Here is a 19,457-nt window from a genome sequence, read left to right as displayed (position 1 = left end):
TTCTCCTTCTCAGCTCGATTTTTCGCGCAGCGCGACGACGGCGCCGAGCACCACGACGCCATAGAGGATCGCGCGGGTGGCGTAGGGCAGGGTGGTGCCCGCCAACAGGGTCTGGAGCGCGGTCAGCAGCAATACGCCGCCGATCATGCCGGCATAGGAGCCGCGTCCGCCGGTGATCAGCGCGCCGCCGACGACCACGACAGCGATCGAGGGCAGCAGGTAGTCGTCGCCCATGCCGAGGCTGCCCTGGCCGGAGAAGCCCGCGAGCAGGATCCCGACCAGCGCGGCGCATACGCCCGACAGCATGTAGACCCGCAGCAGCGTGGCCTTCACCGGGACGCCCGACAGTTCTGCCGGGCGCTCGCCATTGCCGATGGCGTAGACGCGCCGGCCAAACGCGGTGCGCCCGAGCAGCACGACGGCTCCTGCCACGAAGAGCAGCAGGAACGGCACGATCGGCGTGACGCCGAGCACCCGCCCGGTCATGAACCAGCGCAATGCAGGGGCTGCAAAGCCGTTCGGGGTACCTCCGGAATAGACCAGCGCGATGCCCTGCAGGATGCCGTTCATGGCTAGGGTCATCACGATCGGCGACAGGCCTAGCGCGACGATGCCTAGTCCGTTGACGAGGCCGACCAGCGCGCCGAGGCCCAGCACGACCGGCACGGCATAGATCAGCGCGGCATCCGAGCCCTTGAGCAGGCCCGCGCAGAGGATGCCGCACAGGCCGATGGTCCAGGGCAACGACAGGTCGAGACCGCCGGTCAGGATCACGGTCCCTTGCCCCAGCGCGAGGATTGCGAGGAAGCAGCCAAGCACGATCAGCGAGTCGTAATAGGGCCAGGACAGGATGGCGTTGCCGAGCACGATCTGCGTTGCGACCAGCACGGCGACGAAACAGAGATATGCCGGCGCCCCGTTGCGAAGTGCCTCGGCGTTGCGACGCCAGAATGGCGGCGTGTCCAGGGCTGGGGAGGGGGCCGGCAGGGCGAGGCGCGTCGTCGGCAGGTCGAGCTGGCGCGGTAGCGTTCCGGCGCGGCGCGCCGCCGCACGGCGCAGGCCGGTGCGCAGCGTCCGGGCCAGCACGGAAGAACTGGACAACGAGGCGCCCAGCACCGCCAAGATAAGGATCGCGCCTTCGACTATCGAGGAATAGAAGGCGGGCACGTTGAGCACGAGTAAGATGTTGACGACGAGCATCAGCACATAGGCGCCGAAGATGGTGCCGACAGGTCCGCCGCGCCCGCCGCCCAGCTGCGTACCGCCCAGGACTACCGCGGCGAACATCTGCAGCAGCATGGGGTTGCCGACGAGCGGGTCGCCGGAGCCGGTCTGGGCGCTGATGAAGACGCCGGCGAGGCCGTAGAATGCGCCAGCCAGGACATAGGCGAAGAATTCGTGAAGGCGCACGGACAGCCCCGAAGCGCGCGCGGCCTCGCGGTCGGAGCCGACGGCAAGCAGCGCCTTGCCGAAGACGGTGTTACGCAGCGCAAGCCACAGCCCGACCAGCGCCAGCAGCAGCAGCACCGGCATCGGCAGGACGCCGGGGATGGCGTCGCCGATTAGCAGTTGCGCAAAACCGGGAGGAATCTCGCCGCCCGGCTTGTCCATGACGAGCAGGGTCACACCCTGCAAGATGAACATCGTGGCGAGGGTCACCACGATCGGCTGCAGGCGCAAGCCAGCGATGAACAAGCCGTTGAAGGCGCCCGTCGCCGCCCCGATGCCGATGCCTGCAAGGGTCCACAGAACGATACTGGCGGGATCGCTCTGCATGTGCCCTGCAAGCGTGACGTTGACGAGCGAGATCACGGCTGCCGCCGAAAGGTCGAAGCCACCAGTCAGGATGACTATGGTCTGGCCGGTAGCGGCGATGGCGAGCGTCGCGCCGCCAGCCGCGAGTGTGCCGATCTCGTAATAGCCGAGCGTGCCGCCACTCAGGATCTTGACGATGCCCAGGCACAGGCAAAAGGCCGCGACGGCGATAAAGGGGCCGCGGCGGCGTTCGAACCATGTTCGCACCAGAGAGTGCTCGGACTGGCGATGGGCAGGGACTGCCAAGGCGCTCATGACATGGACTCGTCCGCCGGCATGAGACGCTCTGTGTGCGTCCCCAGAGTCGCGCGCAGAATGGCGTCTTCCGTGATGGCTTCGCCATCGAGCGCGGCGGCGACCTTGCCCTCGTAGAGCACAAGCACGCGGTCGCAGAGGTGGTCGAGCTCGGGGATTTCGGTCGAGTGGAACAGGATGGAGCCGCCGGCGGCCGTGAATTCGCGCATCAATGCGTAGATCTCGTTTTTGGTTCCAACATCGATGCCGCGCGTGGGGTCGAACAGGAGCAGGATGCGGCTTTCGGCGACGAGCCATTTCGCCACGGCGATCTTCTGCTGGTTGCCGCCCGAAAACGCCTTCACCGGCGTCCAGAGCGCGCGCATCTGCACACCGAGGCGGGCAAAGCTGCGCGCGACGTCTCGCGTCTCGCGACCGCTCTCGACAAGGCCGAAACGGGTGTAGCGATCGATCACCGGCAGCGAGACGTTCTGGCGACCGTCGAGCTTCAGGAACAGCGCCTCTGTCTTGCGGTCTTCCGGGACGAGGCCGATGCCGATGCGCGCGTCCAATGCGTCGCGCGGCGAGGCGAAGGTGACGGGTTTGCCGTCGATCCTGATGTCGCCGCTGCTTTGTGCCATGCCGAACAGGGCCGAGAAGAGATCGAGCTGGCCCATGCCCTGCAACCCGGCCACGCCGAGGATCTCGCCGCGCCTGAGCCCGAAGGACACGTCGGCCAAGCGCGTGCCGGCCGACAGCTTCTCCACGGCCAGCACCGGCTTCTCGGAGAGGGTGGTGCGCGGCGGGCGCGGCGGGAAGGAATGGCCGCCTGCTCCGCCCGCAATAAGGCCGATCAACGCCTCGTCGCTGACCTGCGAGAGCGGCTGCGTCGCCACATGACGGCCGCCGCGTAGCACGGTGACACGGTCGCAGAAGGCCCGCACCTCGCGCATCCGGTGCGAGATGAAGACGGTCGTCACGCCCTTGGCCTTCTGGCGTGCGATGATCTCGCCGAGCCAGTCGATGTCGCGCCCCGACAAGGTCGAGGTCGGCTCGTCCAGCAGCAGGATGCGCGGCTCCCGGAAGAGCGCGCGGGCGATCTCGATCTTCTGGCGTTCGTTGAGGTCGAGGTCGCGTATCTCGGAATTTGGATGGATCGCGGCGAGATCCAGCGCCTGCAGATGGGCTTCAACCCGATGCCGGGCTTCATGGCGGCGGATGAGGCCGAGCGCGCCGTGCGGCGGATTGGGCAGCAGCATGTTGTCGAGGACTGTCAGGTCGCCGACGAGGCTCATCTCTTGGAAGGCGGTGCGAATGCCGCAGGCATGGGCGGCGCGCGGCGAATCGAGATGCGCAGGCTTGCCAAAAATCGAGATGCCGCCCGTCGTCGGCAGGATCAGCCCCGAAAGCAGCTTGACCAGCGTAGACTTGCCGGCGCCATTCTCGCCAAGCAGGGCATGGGTGTTGCCGGCCAGGATGTCGAAGCCGACATCGTTCACGGCTATGGTGGGGCCATAGATCTTGCGGATACCTCGCGCGGAGATAGCCACCTTCGCGCCGTCGCCGATCGTGTCCTGATGAAGCACAGCTTCGTCCTTCGCTGGCCGGGCACGCAACACAGGGCCGCTATCCGCAAGGACGGCGGCCCTGTGGGCGCAATCAGTTCTCGGGTTGGCCGACGAGAGCGGCGTCGAGGCCGATCTCGGGCGTGTCGTTGGAGAAGATCGAGGCGAACCAGCCCGGATTGGTGACGATCGAGGGCTTGAAGGCGTTGCAGCCGGCCTTCATTTCCGCCCAGGTGCCTTCCTGGCACAGCTTGATCGTCTCGTTGGTGACGACCGGCAGCGGCAGGACGATCTTCTTGGGAACGTCCTTGCCCTCAAGCTTCTGCACAGCGAGCTTGAGCGCCAGCGCGCCGGAATAGGGCGGGGAGGCATAGGAAATGCGTGGCGCCGCCATCGGCTTATACGCGCCGTTTGCACCCTCGACCTCGGTGCCCACCGGCAGCATCTGAATGCGCCCGCCATTGGAGCCTTCGCCGGCGCAGGGCTTCAGCTTCTCCTCGGCGATCGCGGCTTCGAGTTGCATGGCATTGGCGGTGTAACAACCGACCTGCATCCATAGCCCGTCGATCTGGTCCCATTTGCGGGTGGCCAGGATTTTGGACAACTCGGTGCGTGCAACCGCCTGGCTCCACATGCCGACGGCCTCGTTGACGATCTTGATGCCGGGGTTCTTGGCGAAGACCTCCTTGGCCGCCTTTGTTCTCAGCGTATCGACCGAGGTGCCGGGCACGCCGGTGATCGCGATGATGTTGCCCTTGCCGTTAAGTTTCTTCACCAGCCATTCGGCGGTGATCCGGCCGGCCTCTTCCTGGTCGATCGCGATGTTGTAGGCGCAGGGCTCGGTGATCTCGCCATCATAGGCGATGACGATCACCCCCTTTTCGCAGGCGTTCTTGACCGCCGCGTTGAGCGCTGTCGGCGAGATCGGGTAGATCACGATTGCCTTGGCGCCTGCCTGGACCATGGCGTTGATCTGCTGGATCTGCCTCTGCGCATTGGGGCCCGCGACCTGGACCTGGAGATCGACCTTGTCGGCCAGCGTCTTCGACGCCGCCATGGCTTTGATCATGTTGGCAGCCTCGCCCTGCCAGTCATTGCCGATATAGCTCATCGACAGATAGATCTTGTGCTTGGATTGGGCCTGGGCGCCTGGCGTCAGTGCCGCGCACAGAGCGAGGCCCGCAGCTGCGCCGAAAAACAGCTTCCTGCTGAACATATTGTATCCCTCCCTAGGACGACGGCCTTATGGCTCGTTGTTGCCCGCTCTAGACGGGCAGCACCTCTCTGGTGCGTTAATTTGATCAAAGATCATAAATCGTAGATCGACGCAACTATGATTTCATATCGCGTGGCGAACCGGTATAGGATCGCACCGACGCCATGTATGGAATGAGATCGATGAGCCTGGAGCGCACCCATCAGGACCTACCCTACTCGCCCGTGTCGCGGGCGACGATCCAGGAGCATGTCTATGCCAGGCTGCGCGATCTGATTGTTAGTGGTGGGATCGAGCCGGGGCGGACGGTGACGGTCAGCAGCCTGTCGGAAGCTTTCGGCGTCAGCGCCATGCCGGTGCGCGAAGCTCTTCACCGGCTGGTTGCCGAGAAGGCGTTGACAGTTGTGGCCGGGCGCTCCGTTGGCATTCCGCCGCTAACAGCCGAACGTCTCGAGGATCTGCGCCGTGTCAGGAGCGAGGTCGAGGGCACGGCGACGCAATGGGCGACGCAATTGATGTCCCCCGCTGATCTTTCTCATCTGTCAGAGTTGATCGCGCAAATGGACGCAGCGAGGTTGGAGCGTGACAGGGCGCGGTACATGCCCGCCAATCGCGATTTCCATTTCACGGTTTACCGAGCCGCTGGCTCCGAGGCGCTGCTGGGGATCATCGGATCGCTGTGGCTGCAGATCGGACCTTATTTCAATTTGCTCAAGGCGACAGACGATTGGTGGAGCTCCAATCGCCATCATAAGGCGATGCATAAGGCGCTGGCGCGCAAGGATGGCGTCGCGGCTCGCGATGCCTTGCAGGCCGACATCGACGGAGCCGCCACGGCACTTCTTGGATTGCTTGCGACGGAGGTGTCCCGGGGGAGCCGCCGCGGTCGGCGCGGAGGCTGAGAGCGCTGATCGGTACGCGGTGTCGGCACATCGAACAGCGCGATCGAGAGCGAACGCCGGACTATCCGCGTCTCAAGCCTTCGCGCAATAGCGCAAGGGTCGCCGGCATGAAGCTGCTGACCGAATGCCTGCGGCGATGCGCAGCCGACGGGGGTCAATCCATGACAACCACGATTTTGCCGAGAGCCTCACGCGCCGCCAGCATTTGCAGAGCCTGCGGAGCCTCCTCCAAAGTCAAGCGGTTTGAGATGGCCGGCTTGATGGTGCCTGCGATGTAGAAATCGACAAGTTCTCGGGTATTGACGTTGTTCCCTTCCGGATCGCGCGTCGTGAAAGATCCGTAGAAAACGCCGACCAGCTGACACGATTTTAGGAGAGGTAGGTTCATCGGAATCTTCGCGATGCCCGCAGGGAACCCGACTATCAAAAAGCGCCCGCCCCAGGAGATCGCGCGGAGGGCCGCTTCGGTGTAATCGCCTCCGACCGGATCGTATATGATGTCAGCTCCGTTCGGCCCGCAGGCCTGTTTGAAAAGATTGGCCATTGCCTTCGAGCCGGCGCTGTCGAAGGGGCCTCTCGGATAGACGATGCAATTGTCCGCGCCGTGGGAGATGACGAAGGCGGCTTTCTCTGGTGACGAGACGGCGCCTATGACGCGCGCGCCCATCGCCTTTCCCAGTTCCACCGCGGCAATCCCGGTTCCGCCCGAGGCTCCGAGAACCAGCAGTGTTTCGCCGGCGCGCAATACCGCCCGGTCCTTCAATGCATGATATGATGTCCCATAGGTCATCAGGAAGGACGCCGCCTCGTCGAAGGGCATGGTGTCGGGGATTCGCACGCAACTCTTGGCAGGCAAGGCGAGCTTCTCTGCCATTCCTCCATGAGTCGTGAAGCCGATGACCCGGTCGCCAATGCGGAAATCGGCGACGCCATCGCCCAAAGCTTCAACTGTGCCCGAAACCTCTGAGCCTGGAGAGAAGGGGCGCTCCGGCTTGAACTGGTACAAATCCTGAATGATCAAAGTATCAGGATAATTGAGCCCGCAGGCCCTGACGTCGATCAGAACTTCTCCTGTTTTCGGTATCGGCCTTGGCATCTCTTCAAGTGTCAGAGTTTCAGGGCCGCCGGCAGTTCGGCTGATTACGGCTCTCATGGTTCCATTTTCTTTCATGGTCTGTTTTCTCTTGATCTGTGTATAATTCTTGAATATTATTTCTGAAATTTATCTTCCAATAATATTGGGTTGTGATAAATTATATTAAACAAAAGGCTGTCTAATAACTTAAACTAAAAACTGACAATAAAACAATGTGTACTATACGGCAGCGCTCGATTTCTCGTAATGACCTATACGAGATCTATCCATATCCCGTCCTTTGGTGACGAGGTCTCGTCGCCCCAGCCAGTCATTTTTCACCCTAGCATTATTCAATCTTGTCAGGCAACATGGTGACCTGAATTCGCGCCGCCGCATTCTTAAGCGGTCTGCGCTCCTACTGGTGATGGGACGGATTGGTCTCGGCGACGCTCATCTTGAAAGGTTCGCCATGAACTATCCGGTCGGCAGCAGCAGCGTATCGGGATAGCGCGGGCGTCGGCAACGAACCGCCGGTTCGTCATCTCTGACGAGGCTGCGTCCGCGCTGGCCGTTCTCGTTCACGCCCAGAGCATAAACCTATTTCGAACGGCCAGGCGGCAACCTTAAAAATGAGGACAAGAAAATGACTATGTCGATGCTTGACTTGATTGGGATCGATCCGGAATGGGAAGGAAGGACACAGGTCGACGATTCATGGCTGCGACGAACCCAGGAGGCGCCTATCGATCCGGGCCTCACCATCATCGATCCCCATCATCATCTGTGGAACCACTCGAAAAATCGCTATCTCGCCGAAGAATTTCGGCGCGATCTCGCGGATGGCCACCGGGTCAGGGCCACAGTTCATGTCGAGGCCTCATCGCATTTCACGAGGAGCGGCCCGCCCCATCTCCGCCCTGTGGGCGAAACGCAGTTCGTGGCCGAAATCGGTGAGAGCTTGAAGCGAAGCAACCCGGCCGGCCCCGAGGTGGGCGCGGGCATCGTCGCTTTCACGGATTTGACAAAGGGTGATGTCGTCGACGAGGTGCTCCAGGCGCATATCGAGGCCGGGCGGGGGCGGATGCGCGGGATCCGCAATACATCGATCTGGGACGAGAATCCAAACCTCCAGGACACCAGATGCCTGTCGCCTCGCGGACTGCTCGGGACCGACCGCTTCCGCGAGGGCTTCAGCCGTCTTGCGGCCTACGGTCTGTCCTACGATGCCTGGCTCTATCACCCTCAGCTGGACGAATTGGCTGACCTGGCTGACACCTTTCCGGAAACGACGATCATCGTCGATCATCTGGGCGCACCATTGATGATCGAGCAGTACGCCCTGCGCAAGGATGAGGTATTCAGACAATGGTCCGCAAGCATGCGCGATTTGGCGCGGCGTCCCAATATTTTCATGAAGATCAGCGGTCTTGGTATGCGTTATGGCGGCTTCGGCTTGCGCGATCATCCGGCCCCAGTCCCATCGGCGACGCTGGCCGACCTGTGGGGGCCTTTCATCGATGTTGCGATTGACGTGTTTGGGCCTGGGCGGAGCATGTTCGCCAGCAACTTCCCGGTCGACAAGGGCGGGTGCAGCTATCGGATGCTGTGGAACGCATTCAAGCGCGCCACAGCATCGCTGTCGGAGGATGAACGCGCGGATCTTTTCCGTCGGACGGCTGCCCGCGTCTATCGCCTGGAGGGTTTCGCGTAAATCGAGCCGCTCCTGCCGTCACATGATCGCCCGCAGCGGCAAGCCGATGGCTGGTCGGCTCTTCATTCAAAATTTCAACAAATGCCCGCCCGGAATTTTTGCTTGGCGGACTTGGAATGATGATGTGTCGATAAAGAATAGCGATATGAAGACACCAGCAACGCACAAATCGGTGAACCAGCGATAGACCGTGCCGCGCGGTGGCAGGTCGTTTGGCCGAAGCCGCCAGGAAATGCCCCCGCGCATCACATAGAAGATGGCGTTGACGATCTCGCCCAGCGGCCAGGTCCGTGGCCGGCCCGTCGTTCTTGCTGCCGGCAGGTGCGACTCGACAAGCCGCCACTCCGCATCCGTTAGATCGGTTTCGTATCGAAGCCCCGCGCGACTATGCTGTCGGCGAGTGGTTGGGGTCTACATCGCTTGTTCCAAGTTGGCCTGAACAACCCCTTGGAATCGCGCGATCCTCAACCACTCAACTCTTTCGGGACGGGCTCTAAGCCCGAGCGTGCCGGCCGCCGTCGACCGTATAGAACGTTCCATTGACGTAACTTGCCTCATCCGAGGCTAGAAAGCACACGACAGCTGCTACCTCTTCGGGCCGACCATAGCGTCGAGCGGGCAGCGTTTGTGTCCGTGTGGCTTCGCTAAGGCCCTGTTCGGCATCCTGTCTATCGATCATAGGACTGCGGATGGGCCCGGGATTGACGCAGTTTACGCGAACTCCAGACGGGCCGCTTTCTACTGCTGCAACACGCGTCAGCCCGATGACCCCATGCTTGGAGGCGCAATAAGCCCCAAGTCCGGGCGAGCCCATCAGCCCGCCACCACTGCTGGACGTATTGATGATGCTTCCTGCGCCCTGTCCGATCATAACCGGCAGAACGTACTTAAGACCTAGGAAGACACCTTCTAAATTCACCGAAAGAACTTTACGAAATTCTTCGATAGTCACTTCATGGAGTGGCTTAACGGGGCCTTCGATACCCGCGTTATTGAAAAATATATCAATCTTGCCTCCAAATGCATCCAGCGCATTATTGACGTAAGTGCGCACTGAAATATCATCTGATACGTCGGCTTCCAGAATGACCAATCGATCTAGCATCTCTGGATCTAATAGCCTGGAATAGTCTACGTTTTTTTGATCAACGGCGACTACTTTGGCGCCTCGCTCTAGCATTTTTTGGACTGTGGCTATGCCGATTGCGCCAGCAGCCCCGGTAACAACCGCGACCTTATCTTCCAGATTTGCGTTAGACATCATCGTTACCTAAGTTGTCGGCGGGCCCGGGCCCATGCGTTTGCTGTGTCAAATCTCAGCGAATGGGAGGAGCGTATTGGAGTCCGCCATTACTCCAAAGCGCGTTCAAACCGCGAGGAATATTGAGTTTGGCCGAATTTTCTCCCAAATTCCTAGAGTAGATGTCGCCATAGTTCCCGACCTTGGTGACGATCCGTTTAACCCAGCCGTTGCTAATTCCGATAGATTCTCCGAATTTCCCTTCGATGCCAAGCAGACGTTTAATTTCTGGATTGTCGGTCTTTTCCATCGCTGTGACATTGCTTTGCGACACGCTGAGTATCTCCGCGTTGACAAGCGCATAGCCAACCCAGCGGACGACGTCGAACCATCCGGAGTCACCTCGCCTAACGGCTGGGGCAAAGGGCTCCCGGGAAATGATGCCAGGCAAGATCACGTGATCGTCGGGCTTAGAGAGTTGCAGGCGCGCGCCGTACAGGCCTGCGTTTTCTGTCGTAAAGGCATCGCATCTGCCAGACTCATATGCGGCGATGGCCTCGGCTGGTGTCGAATATGCGATTATGTCATATTTCATATTGTGAGCTCTAAAGTAGTCAGCCACATTGAGCTCTGTTGTTGTTCCTTGACTCACACAAATGCTCGCGCCGTTTAGCGCTCCGATTGAATTGATATTAAGCTTTTTAGCGACCATGAACGCTTGGCCGTCATAGTAGTTGATGTCTGTGAAAATAATGCCAATGCTGATGTCGCGTGACATCGTCCAGGTTGTCGTCCTGCTGAGAACATCGATCTCACCGGATTGCAGGGCTGTGAAGCGCTGCGCAGCCGTCAGCGGCGTAAATTTGACCTTCTCGGGATCATCGAAAATCGCAGCAGCGATCGCCCGGCAAAAATCGACATCGAAGCCCGTCCAGCGACCTTCAGCATTAGTAATGCTGAAGCCAGGCTGGCTTGTCGAGACCCCGCAATTCAAATGTCCGCGCTGCTGAATGTTTTCGAGTGTGCCGGCTTGCGCCGTGCCAACAAGTGGTCCGAGCAGGAGCCCAATCGATAGAAGCGCAGCTTTGTACTTTCGCAAGACGTTTCTCCGCTTTTCGTTACTAAGGTTTTCAGTGATTGCTCAAGACATGGAGGTCCGGACGAAACTCAGAAATGCGACACGCCCTATTGAGGGCGCGCGCTGGTCTCTAAAGCTCATGAAAATTGCACCAGCGATTTCACTGCCCTCTTTGTAGGCAAAGAGCCGCTTGGGTCAATCATAAAAATGAAGCGCTTCATATTAATGATGGCGCCGGCTTTCAGAAGGGAATGGGGCCTGTGCGTCGATCAGAGTAGGCGATCTAGGTGTCGGGCCTATAAAATGATCGGGATCGCCAGTCTGGTGGTTTGCGACTTCCGGGAAGAAGCGCGAATGAATCGAGATCAATTCTGGCTCACGGGCACGCAATTCGCGCGGATAGAGTCGCATCTGCCGACGGACGCGCGCGGCATGCCGCGTGTCGTTGACCGCCGCGTGATCAGCGCATCGCGCATGTCCTGAAATCGGGCGGGCGCTGGGTCGATGAGCGCCTGACTATGGGCGAGCGCTAGCAGGCGGTGAAACCAGACGCTGAGTGGCGTTGCGGTTTTGGCGACCGCCGGCAACGCCGCTCGGGCGCCTTGCGTGACCAGCTAACACAGCTATTTGCTGCAGCGCTTGATGATCCCAAGCGACTTCGGTTTGCCGCTTGTTGTCGCCTGCCTGTGTACTAGCCCAAGCCAAGCGGAGCGGCAGCGGGTGAATGTGCGCTCGTCACCGATAGCAACCACCAAATCGGTCGCGCCAGTGCTGTCTGAGAAATCATGCAGTATCAGTCATTTCGAGCGTAGACCCGGCATTTGTCTGATTTCAAACAGTGACGCAATAATTTCTAAACACAGTTCGCAGCATCAAGTTTTGCCGGGAGATCGCTGCGGCCTCCCCACTCTTCCCAGGAACCATCATAGATTGCAACTCTTTCACCACCCATAATCTCGCAAGCAAGATCGATAATGCAAGCCGTAATACCCGACCCACATGTGGCTATAACGGGTTTAGAGAAGTCAATTCCATGGCGGGTGAATACTGCGCGCATATCGGCGGGGTTTCGAAAAAAATTATTCTCGTCGCGTAAAAGCCGCTGCGAAAGATTTATAGACCCTGGAATATGTCCGGGGCGCACATTGGGATAGCGGAACGACGTATCGCCGTTGAATTGCTCTGGCGGGCGGGCATCTACTACCTGCGCCGTTCCCATCCGAAGCGCCATAGCCACTTCGCTGCTGTCAACGGTCGCCGGCTGCGAAGTCGGCAGTCTCCAATTTTGACGCTGTCTCGCTTTTGCAGTTCCGCTTTCAATTGGTCCATTGGCGGCCTTCCAAGCGGGTAGCCCGCCATCAAGTACCGCCACCCCTTTATGCCCAAATCCCTTGAACATCCACCAAGCTCGGGCGGCAGTATAGAGGCCAGCATTATCGTAAATCACGAGCATGGCATCCTGCCGAATACCTAAGTCCCCACAGAGCTTTGCAAAAAGTGCTGGCTCGGGGACCATGCGATGCGGCGGCGCGAAGCTCGGCGCTGCTATTTTCTCGGCATCGAAGTGGATTGCGCCGGGGATATGCTCTTCCAAGAAGACTTCATAATGCGGACGCTGACGATCGGTCATCTCCCAGGACGTATCGATGATCTGGAGGTCCTGATCGCCGCTATGGCGCATAAGCCAATCAGTGGAAACGATGGGTTGAGGCAAGTCCTGCATTCTGGAAGCTTCCTTGTGGTTGTTCCGCTATGGGATTCACGTTGCCCGCTTTTACAACTCCGAACCGATAACGCCGTCATTTTGGGATCTGATAACAGATTCGAAGTTCGAAAAGCCGGCGCTGGGATTGTTCGCCCTGACAGTCTCCGTATGCCCATCGCCGGAATCATGGGGAAGAAGTCAATAGTATGAAAATTAGTATGCTTGGCTTTGTCGGCCGAAAGCGTATCTATAACGTCGGAACAAGCGGTTCCACCATGATTTCAACTCAAAATATTATCGGTAGTCAAAATCATTGATAGGCGCGTCGCAGGGCAGTTACGGCACATAGTCCAAATCGCGTAGATATAAACACAGAATCGACCTTACGGCATTCAAGGCGCGCCTCCAACGTCAGGCGCGCGTACCGTATTTCACCGAGATACCCCTTAGTTGAAAGATCCTCAGAAAACTTGATTTATGACTATAACCCAGCGCCGTCACGGGCAAGCGAAAAATGAAGCGCTTCAATTCCATCAGGCTGAGAATAGCCCAGTCTAATCGCCTTGGCCGATGGCGAACGCGGGGGGGGGGGGCATTTCGTCGGCGAGGTAAGCGCAGCGGGTTGTTCAGATGGCATCGTATGGCGTTCGATGCTTCGACAAAGCCGTCTTTAGAGCCTGCCCAGGCTAGCACGCACGACCAGTCGGGTTTCCATGGGTAGCTCGTCGGCGAGTTCCGCGCCTTCAATCATGGCGACAACCTTGCGTGCCGCGCGTACGCCAATTTCGACGGTGGGCACGTGTATCGTCGTGAGCTTTGGCTCCACCAGACCGGCCAGCTCAATATCGTCTGTCCCGGTTATCGACAAGTCTTCAGGCACTCGAATACCTTGCGACCGACATTCATCGATAGCACCCACGGCATTCAGGTCAGTGCCGCAAATCAGTACTGTTGGGCGATCCTTGCCGCTCAGGATGTGGCGGACGGCTTGCCGGCCCCCTTCGAAATTAAACGGCTGCTCAACGATCCATTCGGATCGCAATTCCAAACCCGCAACTTTCAGAGCCGCACGCGTCCCAGCGATTCGCGCGCGCACGCGGTCGTTCCCATTGGCGATACCGCTGCACAACGCTATCCGAGTGTGCCCATAACTCGCCACTAGGCTAGCCATCTCGTAGGCCGCTTCATAGTACGAAAAGCCAATGCTTTGTGCGCGTTTGCTCTCGTTGAACGACCAGGTGAGCACATAGGGGAGTTCGTATTTCCTTGCTAATTCAAACACCTCATCGGAGTGCTCGCTGCCGACCAGTACGATCGCATCGACTCCACGCTCCACGATTGCCCGCAGCACATCGCCTTCCCGTTCCGGTTTGTAATCGTGGCTGGCGATCAACAATTGATAGCCCAATTCCCAAAGGGTTCGCTGCAGGGCATGAATGGAGACCGCGAAGATCGGGTTGTCGAGCGTCGGATAAATGGCTGCCACAGTCCTTGTTCGACGGGACGCCAATGCTTGAGCTGCGCCGCTCCTGATATATCCCAACTGCTCCACGGCGCGACGCACGCGTTCGAGCGTACCCGGTTTAACTTGGGCGGGGATCGACAACGCCCTGGATGCGCTGCCTAGAGAAACTCCGGCAAGGCGGGCAACATCCTCAAGAGTGGGACGGCTTGTAGGCGGCATGTTGCTCCAGACAATGTTGGGTTGGTGCACAAATGTATATCTGGCTAAACATTCATTGAAAGTATCGCATCTTCGAGAATCAGATCGGCACTTTTAAGTGCGAGCATCATAATAACAGCCTGAATAGTGCCAGATAGCTTCACGTCCAACCGCGGCTCTGCCGAACGAGAAACGTCTTCGGCGATCCCGTCGTCGCCACAGCGCTGCTAGGCCGCCTTCTACACCACGCCGCCGTCGGTCTTTCGCCGCACGTGGTTGTCAAGCACTATCGCCTATCACCCTGGGATTCTACGCCGGATCATCCGTCCGAAAAGGACGTTTTCGCCGAACATCCGGCGCGGCGGTGCCCTGCCTTAGGAGCCTTATCCGGTCGCTCAAGCCATTTTTGACGTGGCCCGAGGAGGCCGCTCAATCACCAAGATAGAGTGCGAGCCGCTTGGCCGCGTTCTTCAGATGCGTCTCGGCTGCGTCTCGGGCGGCTTTTTTGTCCCGGTTGGCGATGGCATCGAAAATCGCCCTGTGCTCGCCCTGCACCATCTGGGCCATTCCCGCCAGGCGGGCGGTGTTGGCACGGGCGGCCCGGATGAATTTCCGCACCCGGCGGTCAAGAAATTCCGACAAGTCACGGAAAAATGGGTTTCCCGCAGCATCGATAATGGCGCGGTGGAACGCGACGTCGTCATCAACGCCCGACTCACCGCGATCAATGGCTGCCTGCATGGCAGCGACAGTCGCCTCGATCACGAGCAGGTCCGCCTCGCTGCGCCGCTCGGCCGCGTGCTCGGTAGCGGAAGCCTCGACTGCCATCAGCAATTCGATGATGTTGCGCAACTCGTCCTTGTTCGAGAAGTCCGCCCCATCGAGCCGGAAGACCGGGCTCGCCCCCGGTTCGGCGACGAAGGCGCCGGCGCCCTGGCGCGATATCACCAACCCGTCATGCTTCAGGCGCCCCACGGCCTCTCTTACGATCGATCGGCTGACGCCATAGGTAATGGCGATCTGCTGTTCCGTTGGCAGGCGGTCTCCCGGCTGGAGGCGTCCGGAGGCGATCTCTTCGCGCAGGCGTGAGGCCAACGTGTCCGCGAGCGAAGGCGATCGGTTGAGGACATCCCGGGCCGGCTCTGACTGAATCTTGGTTGCGGTCAATGAACGGGTTCCGCTAGAGCTTCGGTTGAATGACGGATTGCCAAAATGCGTAGCCGAGGATGTCCATCCGAGATGGCACGATGAATCTTCTCTGACTCTGCCCACCAAATTTGACAGAATCAATTACTCAGACAACCAATTTGCCTGACAAGCGCTCGAATGTCATCATCCTTGCGTGACGGATCAGGCTTCGATTTGAACTGAATCACTACGTTTAACGGGTTGAGTCCGGTCGCCGGCTAATCCTCCTGTGGTTGGTCCATTTCGAGAATGCGCGATCTAACTTCGGGCGGGATGGCAATCTTCTCGCCCGTTGAATTCAGCATAAGCACGGCAAGAGCATCGCCCCTGCCGACGCAACCATGGTGCCAGACTGCATATCGCATGCGAAAACTGGTGCGTCGCATGCTGACAACTGCGGCAGTCGCAACGATCTCGTCGCCATAGCCAAGCGCCCTGTCGTAGTTGAAGCTTATGCTTTTCAAGACCGGGCCGGGCGAGTCGAACGCGAGGGGCGGCAAGCCTACGGCTTCCAGGTATCTGTTCCGTGCCTCTTCACACCATGCGAGATGGGTTCGGTGATTGACGTGGCCAAATGCATCGAGATCACGCCACTGAGCGGTCATGATCACGCCGAAGCGCCAACCGGTTTCAATCGCGTGTGTTTCGAACAACTCATTAGGTATAAGCGGCATATGAGAGCCTTCTATTCATTCGGGCAGCCATCTATTATGAATATAAATTGCATACTCGTGATGTTTCGGTCTGAAGCAACGATTCGTATTCAATCGTGCTTCATGTGTTTCAAATTCAGAGCCAGCCGCCCGCAACATCGATGACTCGGCCTGTAATAAGCGCGGCAGCGACCGATTTTTGGAAACGGCATGTAGCCGCTACCTCTTCACGAGCCGCCTCAAAGGCCCGGATCGTCGATATATCGTCCGTTGCCGCGCTTACCTAGAGCCCCATCGTCGGCCATTCAATCGAGGATCATCGCAACAATTTAGCGCAAGCCAACTTGTCAGGCAACCGGGTTTGCAGTAGAGATTTCCGAAATGCGTTGACCCGATCAGGGGCGACAGCGGGAACCGCCGGGGAGGGCCAGTCGTGCAATTCTGGATAGGATCCGTCGCCGGGCGCGCGCTCATATCGATCCCGTTCGACGCGGCAACTTGGCTGCGTGTCGTAAGGCATGGAGCGAAATCATGTGGCGCAGCCATCTCCGATAAGATGCTCGGTCTCGGGCGCCTGTGAGTTCGACATGGCTATGTTCGAAAGATGCGGTTCCGTCGGCGGCGTCTTTGGGGGCGCAAAGGGCTATTCATCTCAACAAGCCAACGAATTTTCATGAGTGGTCGCCGGGAGATGAGAGAATTCAGCTAGAGCAAGATCTCATTGGGATGCAATCAATATGTTGAAATATTTTGCAGACACACGAATAAATTGCTTTGGACTATAATACAGTGAGCAAGGTTGTTATAACCGGAAGTACGAAAATATTCGCAATATTGGCGGATCCTGTCATTCATGTCAAAACTCCCCAGGGTATCAACGACCTGCTGAGGCGGCGTGGATATGACGGCGTCATGATACCCATTCACGTGCAGTCTCGTGACCTGTCGACGGTGCTCGACGGGATCCGAAACTGGAAAAACCTGGCTGGGTTCATCGTGACCGTGCCGCACAAAACGTCGATCATCCCGCTGCTGGACGAGGTCACCGAAGCGGCGCGCATCGTAGGAGCGGTCAATGCGGTCCGCCGCGATGACGGGGGGCGCCTCATTGGACATATACTCGATGGTGCAGGGTTTGTGGCTGGCCTTCGACAGGAGGGCATCAGCATCGAGGGCCGCAGCGTCTACCTGGCTGGCGCGGGGGGAGCAGCGAGCGCGATCGCCTTCGCGTTGGCGCAGGCGGGCGTTGCTCGGCTGACGATCGCCAATCGAACCCTGGAGCGCTGCAGTGACCTTGTCGCGCGATTGCGCCAGGTTCATCACGACGTTCGCTCTGAGGTCGGCTCGATCGACCCGGCAGGGCACGATATCGTCGTCAACGCCACGTCGATGGGGCTCAAAGAGAACGATCCGTTCCCCTTGGACGTCGCCCGTTTGATGCCTAACCAGATCGTAGCCGAGATCATCATGCAGCCGGAGGTAACGCCCCTGCTGGCTGCCGCGGCAAAAGCTGGCTGCCGCACCCATCCGGGCTGGCCGATGCTGCAATGCCAATTGAAACTCATGGCCGACTGGATGGGGGCGAACCCCGAGCGCGTCGATGATAGCGCGGTTCCGGCGAGCCGGAAGCGCGAGAATATCTGAACATGATGGAATTTGATTTCGTGATCGTTGGGGGCGGGACTGCAGGCTGCGCCCTTGCTAACCGTCTCAGCGAGGATGGTCGCCATACCGTCCTTCTGATCGAGGCGGGTGGGCGCGACAACGGCTTCTGGATCTCGATCCCCGCCGGGTTCAGCAAATTGCTGGCCGGCCACCGCTACAATTGGCGTTTTCACACCGAGCCCGAAAAAGGCACCTACGACCGGGAGATCGTCGTTCCTCGCGGCAAGGGGCTGGGCGGTTCGACACTGATCAACGGCATGATCTTCGTTCGTGGCCAGCCGCAGGATTTCGATACCTGGGCACAAAGCGGGAATCGCGGCTGGGGCTGGGACGACGTTCTTCCCTATTTTCGTAAACTCGAAACATTCGAGGGTGGCGAGGATCGTTTGCGCGGGCGCGACGGTCCTGTGCACATCACGCGCGTTGCCGAACGTCATCCTTTGGCGGACGCCTTCATCGAAGCTGGTAAGCAGGCCGGGTATCCGGAAAACCCAGACTACAACGGAGCGACACAGGAAGGCTTCGGCTTCTACCAGGTCAATCAGAAGAACGGGCGGCGCTGGAGCGCGGCCGACGCCTATCTGAAGCCGGCGCTCGGCAGGAAAAACCTCGCTGTCTGGACTGAAGCGCATGTTCTGCGCATCGAACTCAAGGACAAAAGGGCAGCGGGCGTCTGGGTTCGCCGGGCGGGTGTGGAAAGCTATGTCGGTGCGCGTGCCGAGGTCATCGTGGCGGCCGGCGCGGTCCAGTCCCCACATCTTCTCGAGCTGTCCGGAATCGGGCGGCCCGATATTCTCCAAGGTGTCGGGATCGACGTCAGGCACGCTCTGCCGGGGGTCGGCAGGAACTACCGCGATCATTTCGCGACGCGTATGAATTGGCGCGTCAAGCTTCCCATAACCCTCAACGAGCAGACGCGCGGATGGCGGCTAGGGTTGGCGGTCGCGCAGTACTTCGCAAGACGGACGGGAATCCTGACACTTGGGACCGGGCTTGCTCACGGCTTCGTCAAAACGCGCCCCGAACTTCTCGAACCCGATGTCCAGTATTTCTTTATGCATGCGAGTTACGCCAATGCGGCGGATCGCTCTCTTGACCGAGAGCCGGGGATGACCGTCGGCGTCACGCAGTTGCGGCCGGAGTCGCGCGGCTTCATCCATGTGAAATCGCAGGATCCCATGGTGGCTCCATCCATCAGTCCGAACTTTCTGGACGTCGGCACCGACCAGGACGCTATCGTCGACGGAATGAGGATTGCGCGATGCGTCCTGGAACAGCCAGCGATGGATCGCTTCAGGGCGTTCGAGCTCAATCCCGGCGAGCATGTTCGCAGTCGGGAAGAATGGCTGGATTTTGCTCGACGGACGGGCCAGACGATCTACCATCCGGTTGGAACCTGCAGCATGGGGCAAGGTCCCGAAGCAGTCGTCGATGAGCGGCTGCGCGTGCGCGGTCTTGACGGATTGCGGGTGATCGATGCCGCTATAATGCCCACTGAGGTCTCAGGCAATACTCAAGCAGCGGTCATGATGATTGCCGAGAAGGGCGCCGATCTCGTCCTTGCCGATCATCGCGCGTAAATCGAATGCTGCCAGCTCATAGTTCTATCGATATCGCGTCAGTTCATGGCTGTTCATTCCAGCTTTATCGGCACGGAAAATCATCGTTCGTCGGCCCGATAGCTGGGATCATGAGATTGTAGTCACCCACGTCGGTAAACCGCCTGCACGCGTCCACGACACGG

At 59.3% G+C, this 19,457-nt stretch carries 15 protein-coding genes and 3 pseudogenes; 7 read left to right on the top strand and 11 right to left on the bottom strand.

Annotated elements, in window-relative coordinates; all coding sequences use genetic code 11:
* Positions 1–9: 9 nt before the first annotated feature.
* From BMZ97_RS27045 to BMZ97_RS27035, 3 genes are all read right to left on the bottom strand, one after another.
* A complete protein-coding gene (locus tag BMZ97_RS27045; protein WP_092177298.1) occupies positions 10–2,070 on the bottom strand; it encodes an ABC transporter permease in 2,061 nt (686 codons plus the stop codon).
* On the bottom strand, positions 2,067–3,635 hold the full coding sequence (locus BMZ97_RS27040; RefSeq protein WP_244546622.1) for a sugar ABC transporter ATP-binding protein: 1,569 nt from the start codon (positions 3,633–3,635) through the stop codon (positions 2,067–2,069). The genes BMZ97_RS27045 and BMZ97_RS27040 overlap by 4 nt, the downstream gene beginning before the upstream one ends.
* A 73-nt stretch (positions 3,636–3,708) precedes the next feature.
* Complete coding sequence (locus BMZ97_RS27035) at positions 3,709–4,830, bottom strand: sugar ABC transporter substrate-binding protein (protein ID WP_092177296.1); 1,122 nt, start codon at positions 4,828–4,830, stop codon at positions 3,709–3,711.
* A gap of 182 nt (positions 4,831–5,012) precedes the next feature.
* On the opposite strand from BMZ97_RS27035, the gene BMZ97_RS27030 reads away from it, so the two are divergent.
* Complete coding sequence (locus tag BMZ97_RS27030) at positions 5,013–5,732, top strand: GntR family transcriptional regulator (RefSeq protein ID WP_092177294.1); 720 nt, start codon at positions 5,013–5,015, stop codon at positions 5,730–5,732.
* A 154-nt stretch (positions 5,733–5,886) separates the two neighbouring features.
* Here the strand turns inward: BMZ97_RS27030 and BMZ97_RS27025 are convergent, their stop codons facing one another.
* Positions 5,887–6,885, bottom strand: a complete 999-nt coding sequence (locus tag BMZ97_RS27025) for a zinc-binding dehydrogenase (RefSeq protein ID WP_092177292.1) — start codon at positions 6,883–6,885, stop codon at positions 5,887–5,889.
* A gap of 423 nt (positions 6,886–7,308) precedes the next feature.
* Between BMZ97_RS27025 and BMZ97_RS31840 the strand changes: the two genes are divergently transcribed.
* Positions 7,309–7,437 carry a hypothetical protein gene (locus tag BMZ97_RS31840; protein ID WP_348272135.1) on the top strand — a complete coding sequence of 43 codons (129 nt, stop codon included), beginning with the start codon at positions 7,309–7,311 and terminating at the stop codon, positions 7,435–7,437.
* A gap of 22 nt (positions 7,438–7,459) precedes the next feature.
* Positions 7,460–8,521, top strand: coding sequence for an amidohydrolase family protein (locus tag BMZ97_RS27020; protein ID WP_175525761.1), 1,062 nt, complete (start codon positions 7,460–7,462; stop codon positions 8,519–8,521).
* A gap of 66 nt (positions 8,522–8,587) precedes the next feature.
* Here the strand turns inward: BMZ97_RS27020 and BMZ97_RS27015 are convergent.
* From BMZ97_RS27015 to BMZ97_RS27005, 3 genes and pseudogenes are all read right to left on the bottom strand, one after another.
* Positions 8,588–8,938 (bottom strand): annotated as a pseudogene (locus BMZ97_RS27015) (transposase).
* Positions 8,939–9,014: 76 nt separating this feature from the next.
* The gene (locus tag BMZ97_RS27010) at positions 9,015–9,782 is read right to left on the bottom strand and encodes an SDR family NAD(P)-dependent oxidoreductase (RefSeq protein ID WP_244546620.1); all 768 of its coding nucleotides are present in this window, start codon (positions 9,780–9,782) and stop codon (positions 9,015–9,017) included.
* Between the two features lie 55 nt (positions 9,783–9,837).
* On the bottom strand, positions 9,838–10,830 hold the full coding sequence (locus BMZ97_RS27005; protein ID WP_244546629.1) for an amino acid ABC transporter substrate-binding protein: 993 nt from the start codon (positions 10,828–10,830) through the stop codon (positions 9,838–9,840).
* Between the two features lie 363 nt (positions 10,831–11,193).
* Here BMZ97_RS27005 and BMZ97_RS27000 point away from each other — a divergent pair.
* Positions 11,194–11,345 (top strand): annotated as a pseudogene (locus BMZ97_RS27000) (IS5/IS1182 family transposase); the annotation flags it as partial.
* 347 nt (positions 11,346–11,692) lie between these two features.
* Here BMZ97_RS27000 and BMZ97_RS26995 read toward each other — a convergent pair.
* Together BMZ97_RS26995 and BMZ97_RS26990 are read right to left on the bottom strand one after the other, a co-directional pair.
* Positions 11,693–12,562 carry a sulfurtransferase gene (locus BMZ97_RS26995; RefSeq protein ID WP_092177283.1) on the bottom strand — a complete coding sequence of 290 codons (870 nt, stop codon included), beginning with the start codon at positions 12,560–12,562 and terminating at the stop codon, positions 11,693–11,695.
* A 652-nt stretch (positions 12,563–13,214) separates the two neighbouring features.
* Positions 13,215–14,228, bottom strand: a complete 1,014-nt coding sequence (locus BMZ97_RS26990) for a LacI family DNA-binding transcriptional regulator (RefSeq protein ID WP_092177281.1) — start codon at positions 14,226–14,228, stop codon at positions 13,215–13,217.
* Positions 14,229–14,369: 141 nt separating this feature from the next.
* Between BMZ97_RS26990 and BMZ97_RS31835 the strand changes: the two are divergent.
* A pseudogene (locus BMZ97_RS31835) lies at positions 14,370–14,464 on the top strand (ATP-binding protein); the annotation flags it as partial.
* Between the two features lie 172 nt (positions 14,465–14,636).
* On the opposite strand, the gene BMZ97_RS26985 reads toward BMZ97_RS31835, so the two are convergent.
* Positions 14,637–15,374, bottom strand: coding sequence for a FadR/GntR family transcriptional regulator (locus BMZ97_RS26985; RefSeq protein ID WP_244546618.1), 738 nt, complete (start codon positions 15,372–15,374; stop codon positions 14,637–14,639).
* 239 nt (positions 15,375–15,613) lie between these two features.
* A complete protein-coding gene (locus tag BMZ97_RS26980; RefSeq protein ID WP_092177279.1) occupies positions 15,614–16,069 on the bottom strand; it encodes an acyl-CoA thioesterase in 456 nt (151 codons plus the stop codon).
* Between the two features lie 768 nt (positions 16,070–16,837).
* Here BMZ97_RS26980 and BMZ97_RS26975 point away from each other — a divergent pair.
* Positions 16,838–17,692: a shikimate dehydrogenase family protein gene (locus tag BMZ97_RS26975; protein ID WP_092177416.1), complete on the top strand. Its 855-nt coding sequence runs from the start codon at positions 16,838–16,840 to the stop codon at positions 17,690–17,692.
* A gap of 5 nt (positions 17,693–17,697) precedes the next feature.
* The gene (locus BMZ97_RS26970; protein WP_092177414.1) at positions 17,698–19,293 is read left to right on the top strand and encodes a GMC family oxidoreductase; all 1,596 of its coding nucleotides are present in this window, start codon (positions 17,698–17,700) and stop codon (positions 19,291–19,293) included.
* The last annotated feature ends 164 nt before the right edge of the window (positions 19,294–19,457 follow it).

The sequence above is a fragment of the Allobosea sp. OK403 genome (assembly GCF_900113835.1).
Taxonomy (GTDB): Bacteria; Pseudomonadota; Alphaproteobacteria; order Rhizobiales; family Beijerinckiaceae; genus Allobosea.
Note: the sequence above shows the minus strand (reverse complement) of the source record. Positions and strands in the feature narration are given on the sequence as shown.

Bases quoted from the DNA above. Each gene is read 5' to 3' on its own strand.
- BMZ97_RS27045 (WP_092177298.1), bottom strand. From the start codon at position 2,070: ATGAGCGCCTTGGCAGTCCCTGCCCATCGCCAGTCCGAGCACTCTCTG.
- BMZ97_RS27035 (WP_092177296.1), bottom strand. From the start codon at position 4,830: ATGTTCAGCAGGAAGCTGTTTTTCGGCGCAGCTGCGGGCCTCGCTCTG.
- BMZ97_RS27020 (WP_175525761.1), top strand. From the start codon at position 7,460: ATGTCGATGCTTGACTTGATTGGGATCGATCCGGAATGGGAAGGAAGG.
- BMZ97_RS27030 (WP_092177294.1), top strand. From the start codon at position 5,013: ATGAGCCTGGAGCGCACCCATCAGGACCTACCCTACTCGCCCGTGTCG.
- BMZ97_RS27010 (WP_244546620.1), bottom strand. From the start codon at position 9,782: ATGTCTAACGCAAATCTGGAAGATAAGGTCGCGGTTGTTACCGGGGCT.
- BMZ97_RS26980 (WP_092177279.1), bottom strand. From the start codon at position 16,069: ATGCCGCTTATACCTAATGAGTTGTTCGAAACACACGCGATTGAAACC.
- BMZ97_RS27025 (WP_092177292.1), bottom strand. From the start codon at position 6,885: ATGAGAGCCGTAATCAGCCGAACTGCCGGCGGCCCTGAAACTCTGACA.
- BMZ97_RS26990 (WP_092177281.1), bottom strand. From the start codon at position 14,228: ATGCCGCCTACAAGCCGTCCCACTCTTGAGGATGTTGCCCGCCTTGCC.
- BMZ97_RS26970 (WP_092177414.1), top strand. From the start codon at position 17,698: ATGGAATTTGATTTCGTGATCGTTGGGGGCGGGACTGCAGGCTGCGCC.
- BMZ97_RS26995 (WP_092177283.1), bottom strand. From the start codon at position 12,562: ATGCAGGACTTGCCTCAACCCATCGTTTCCACTGATTGGCTTATGCGC.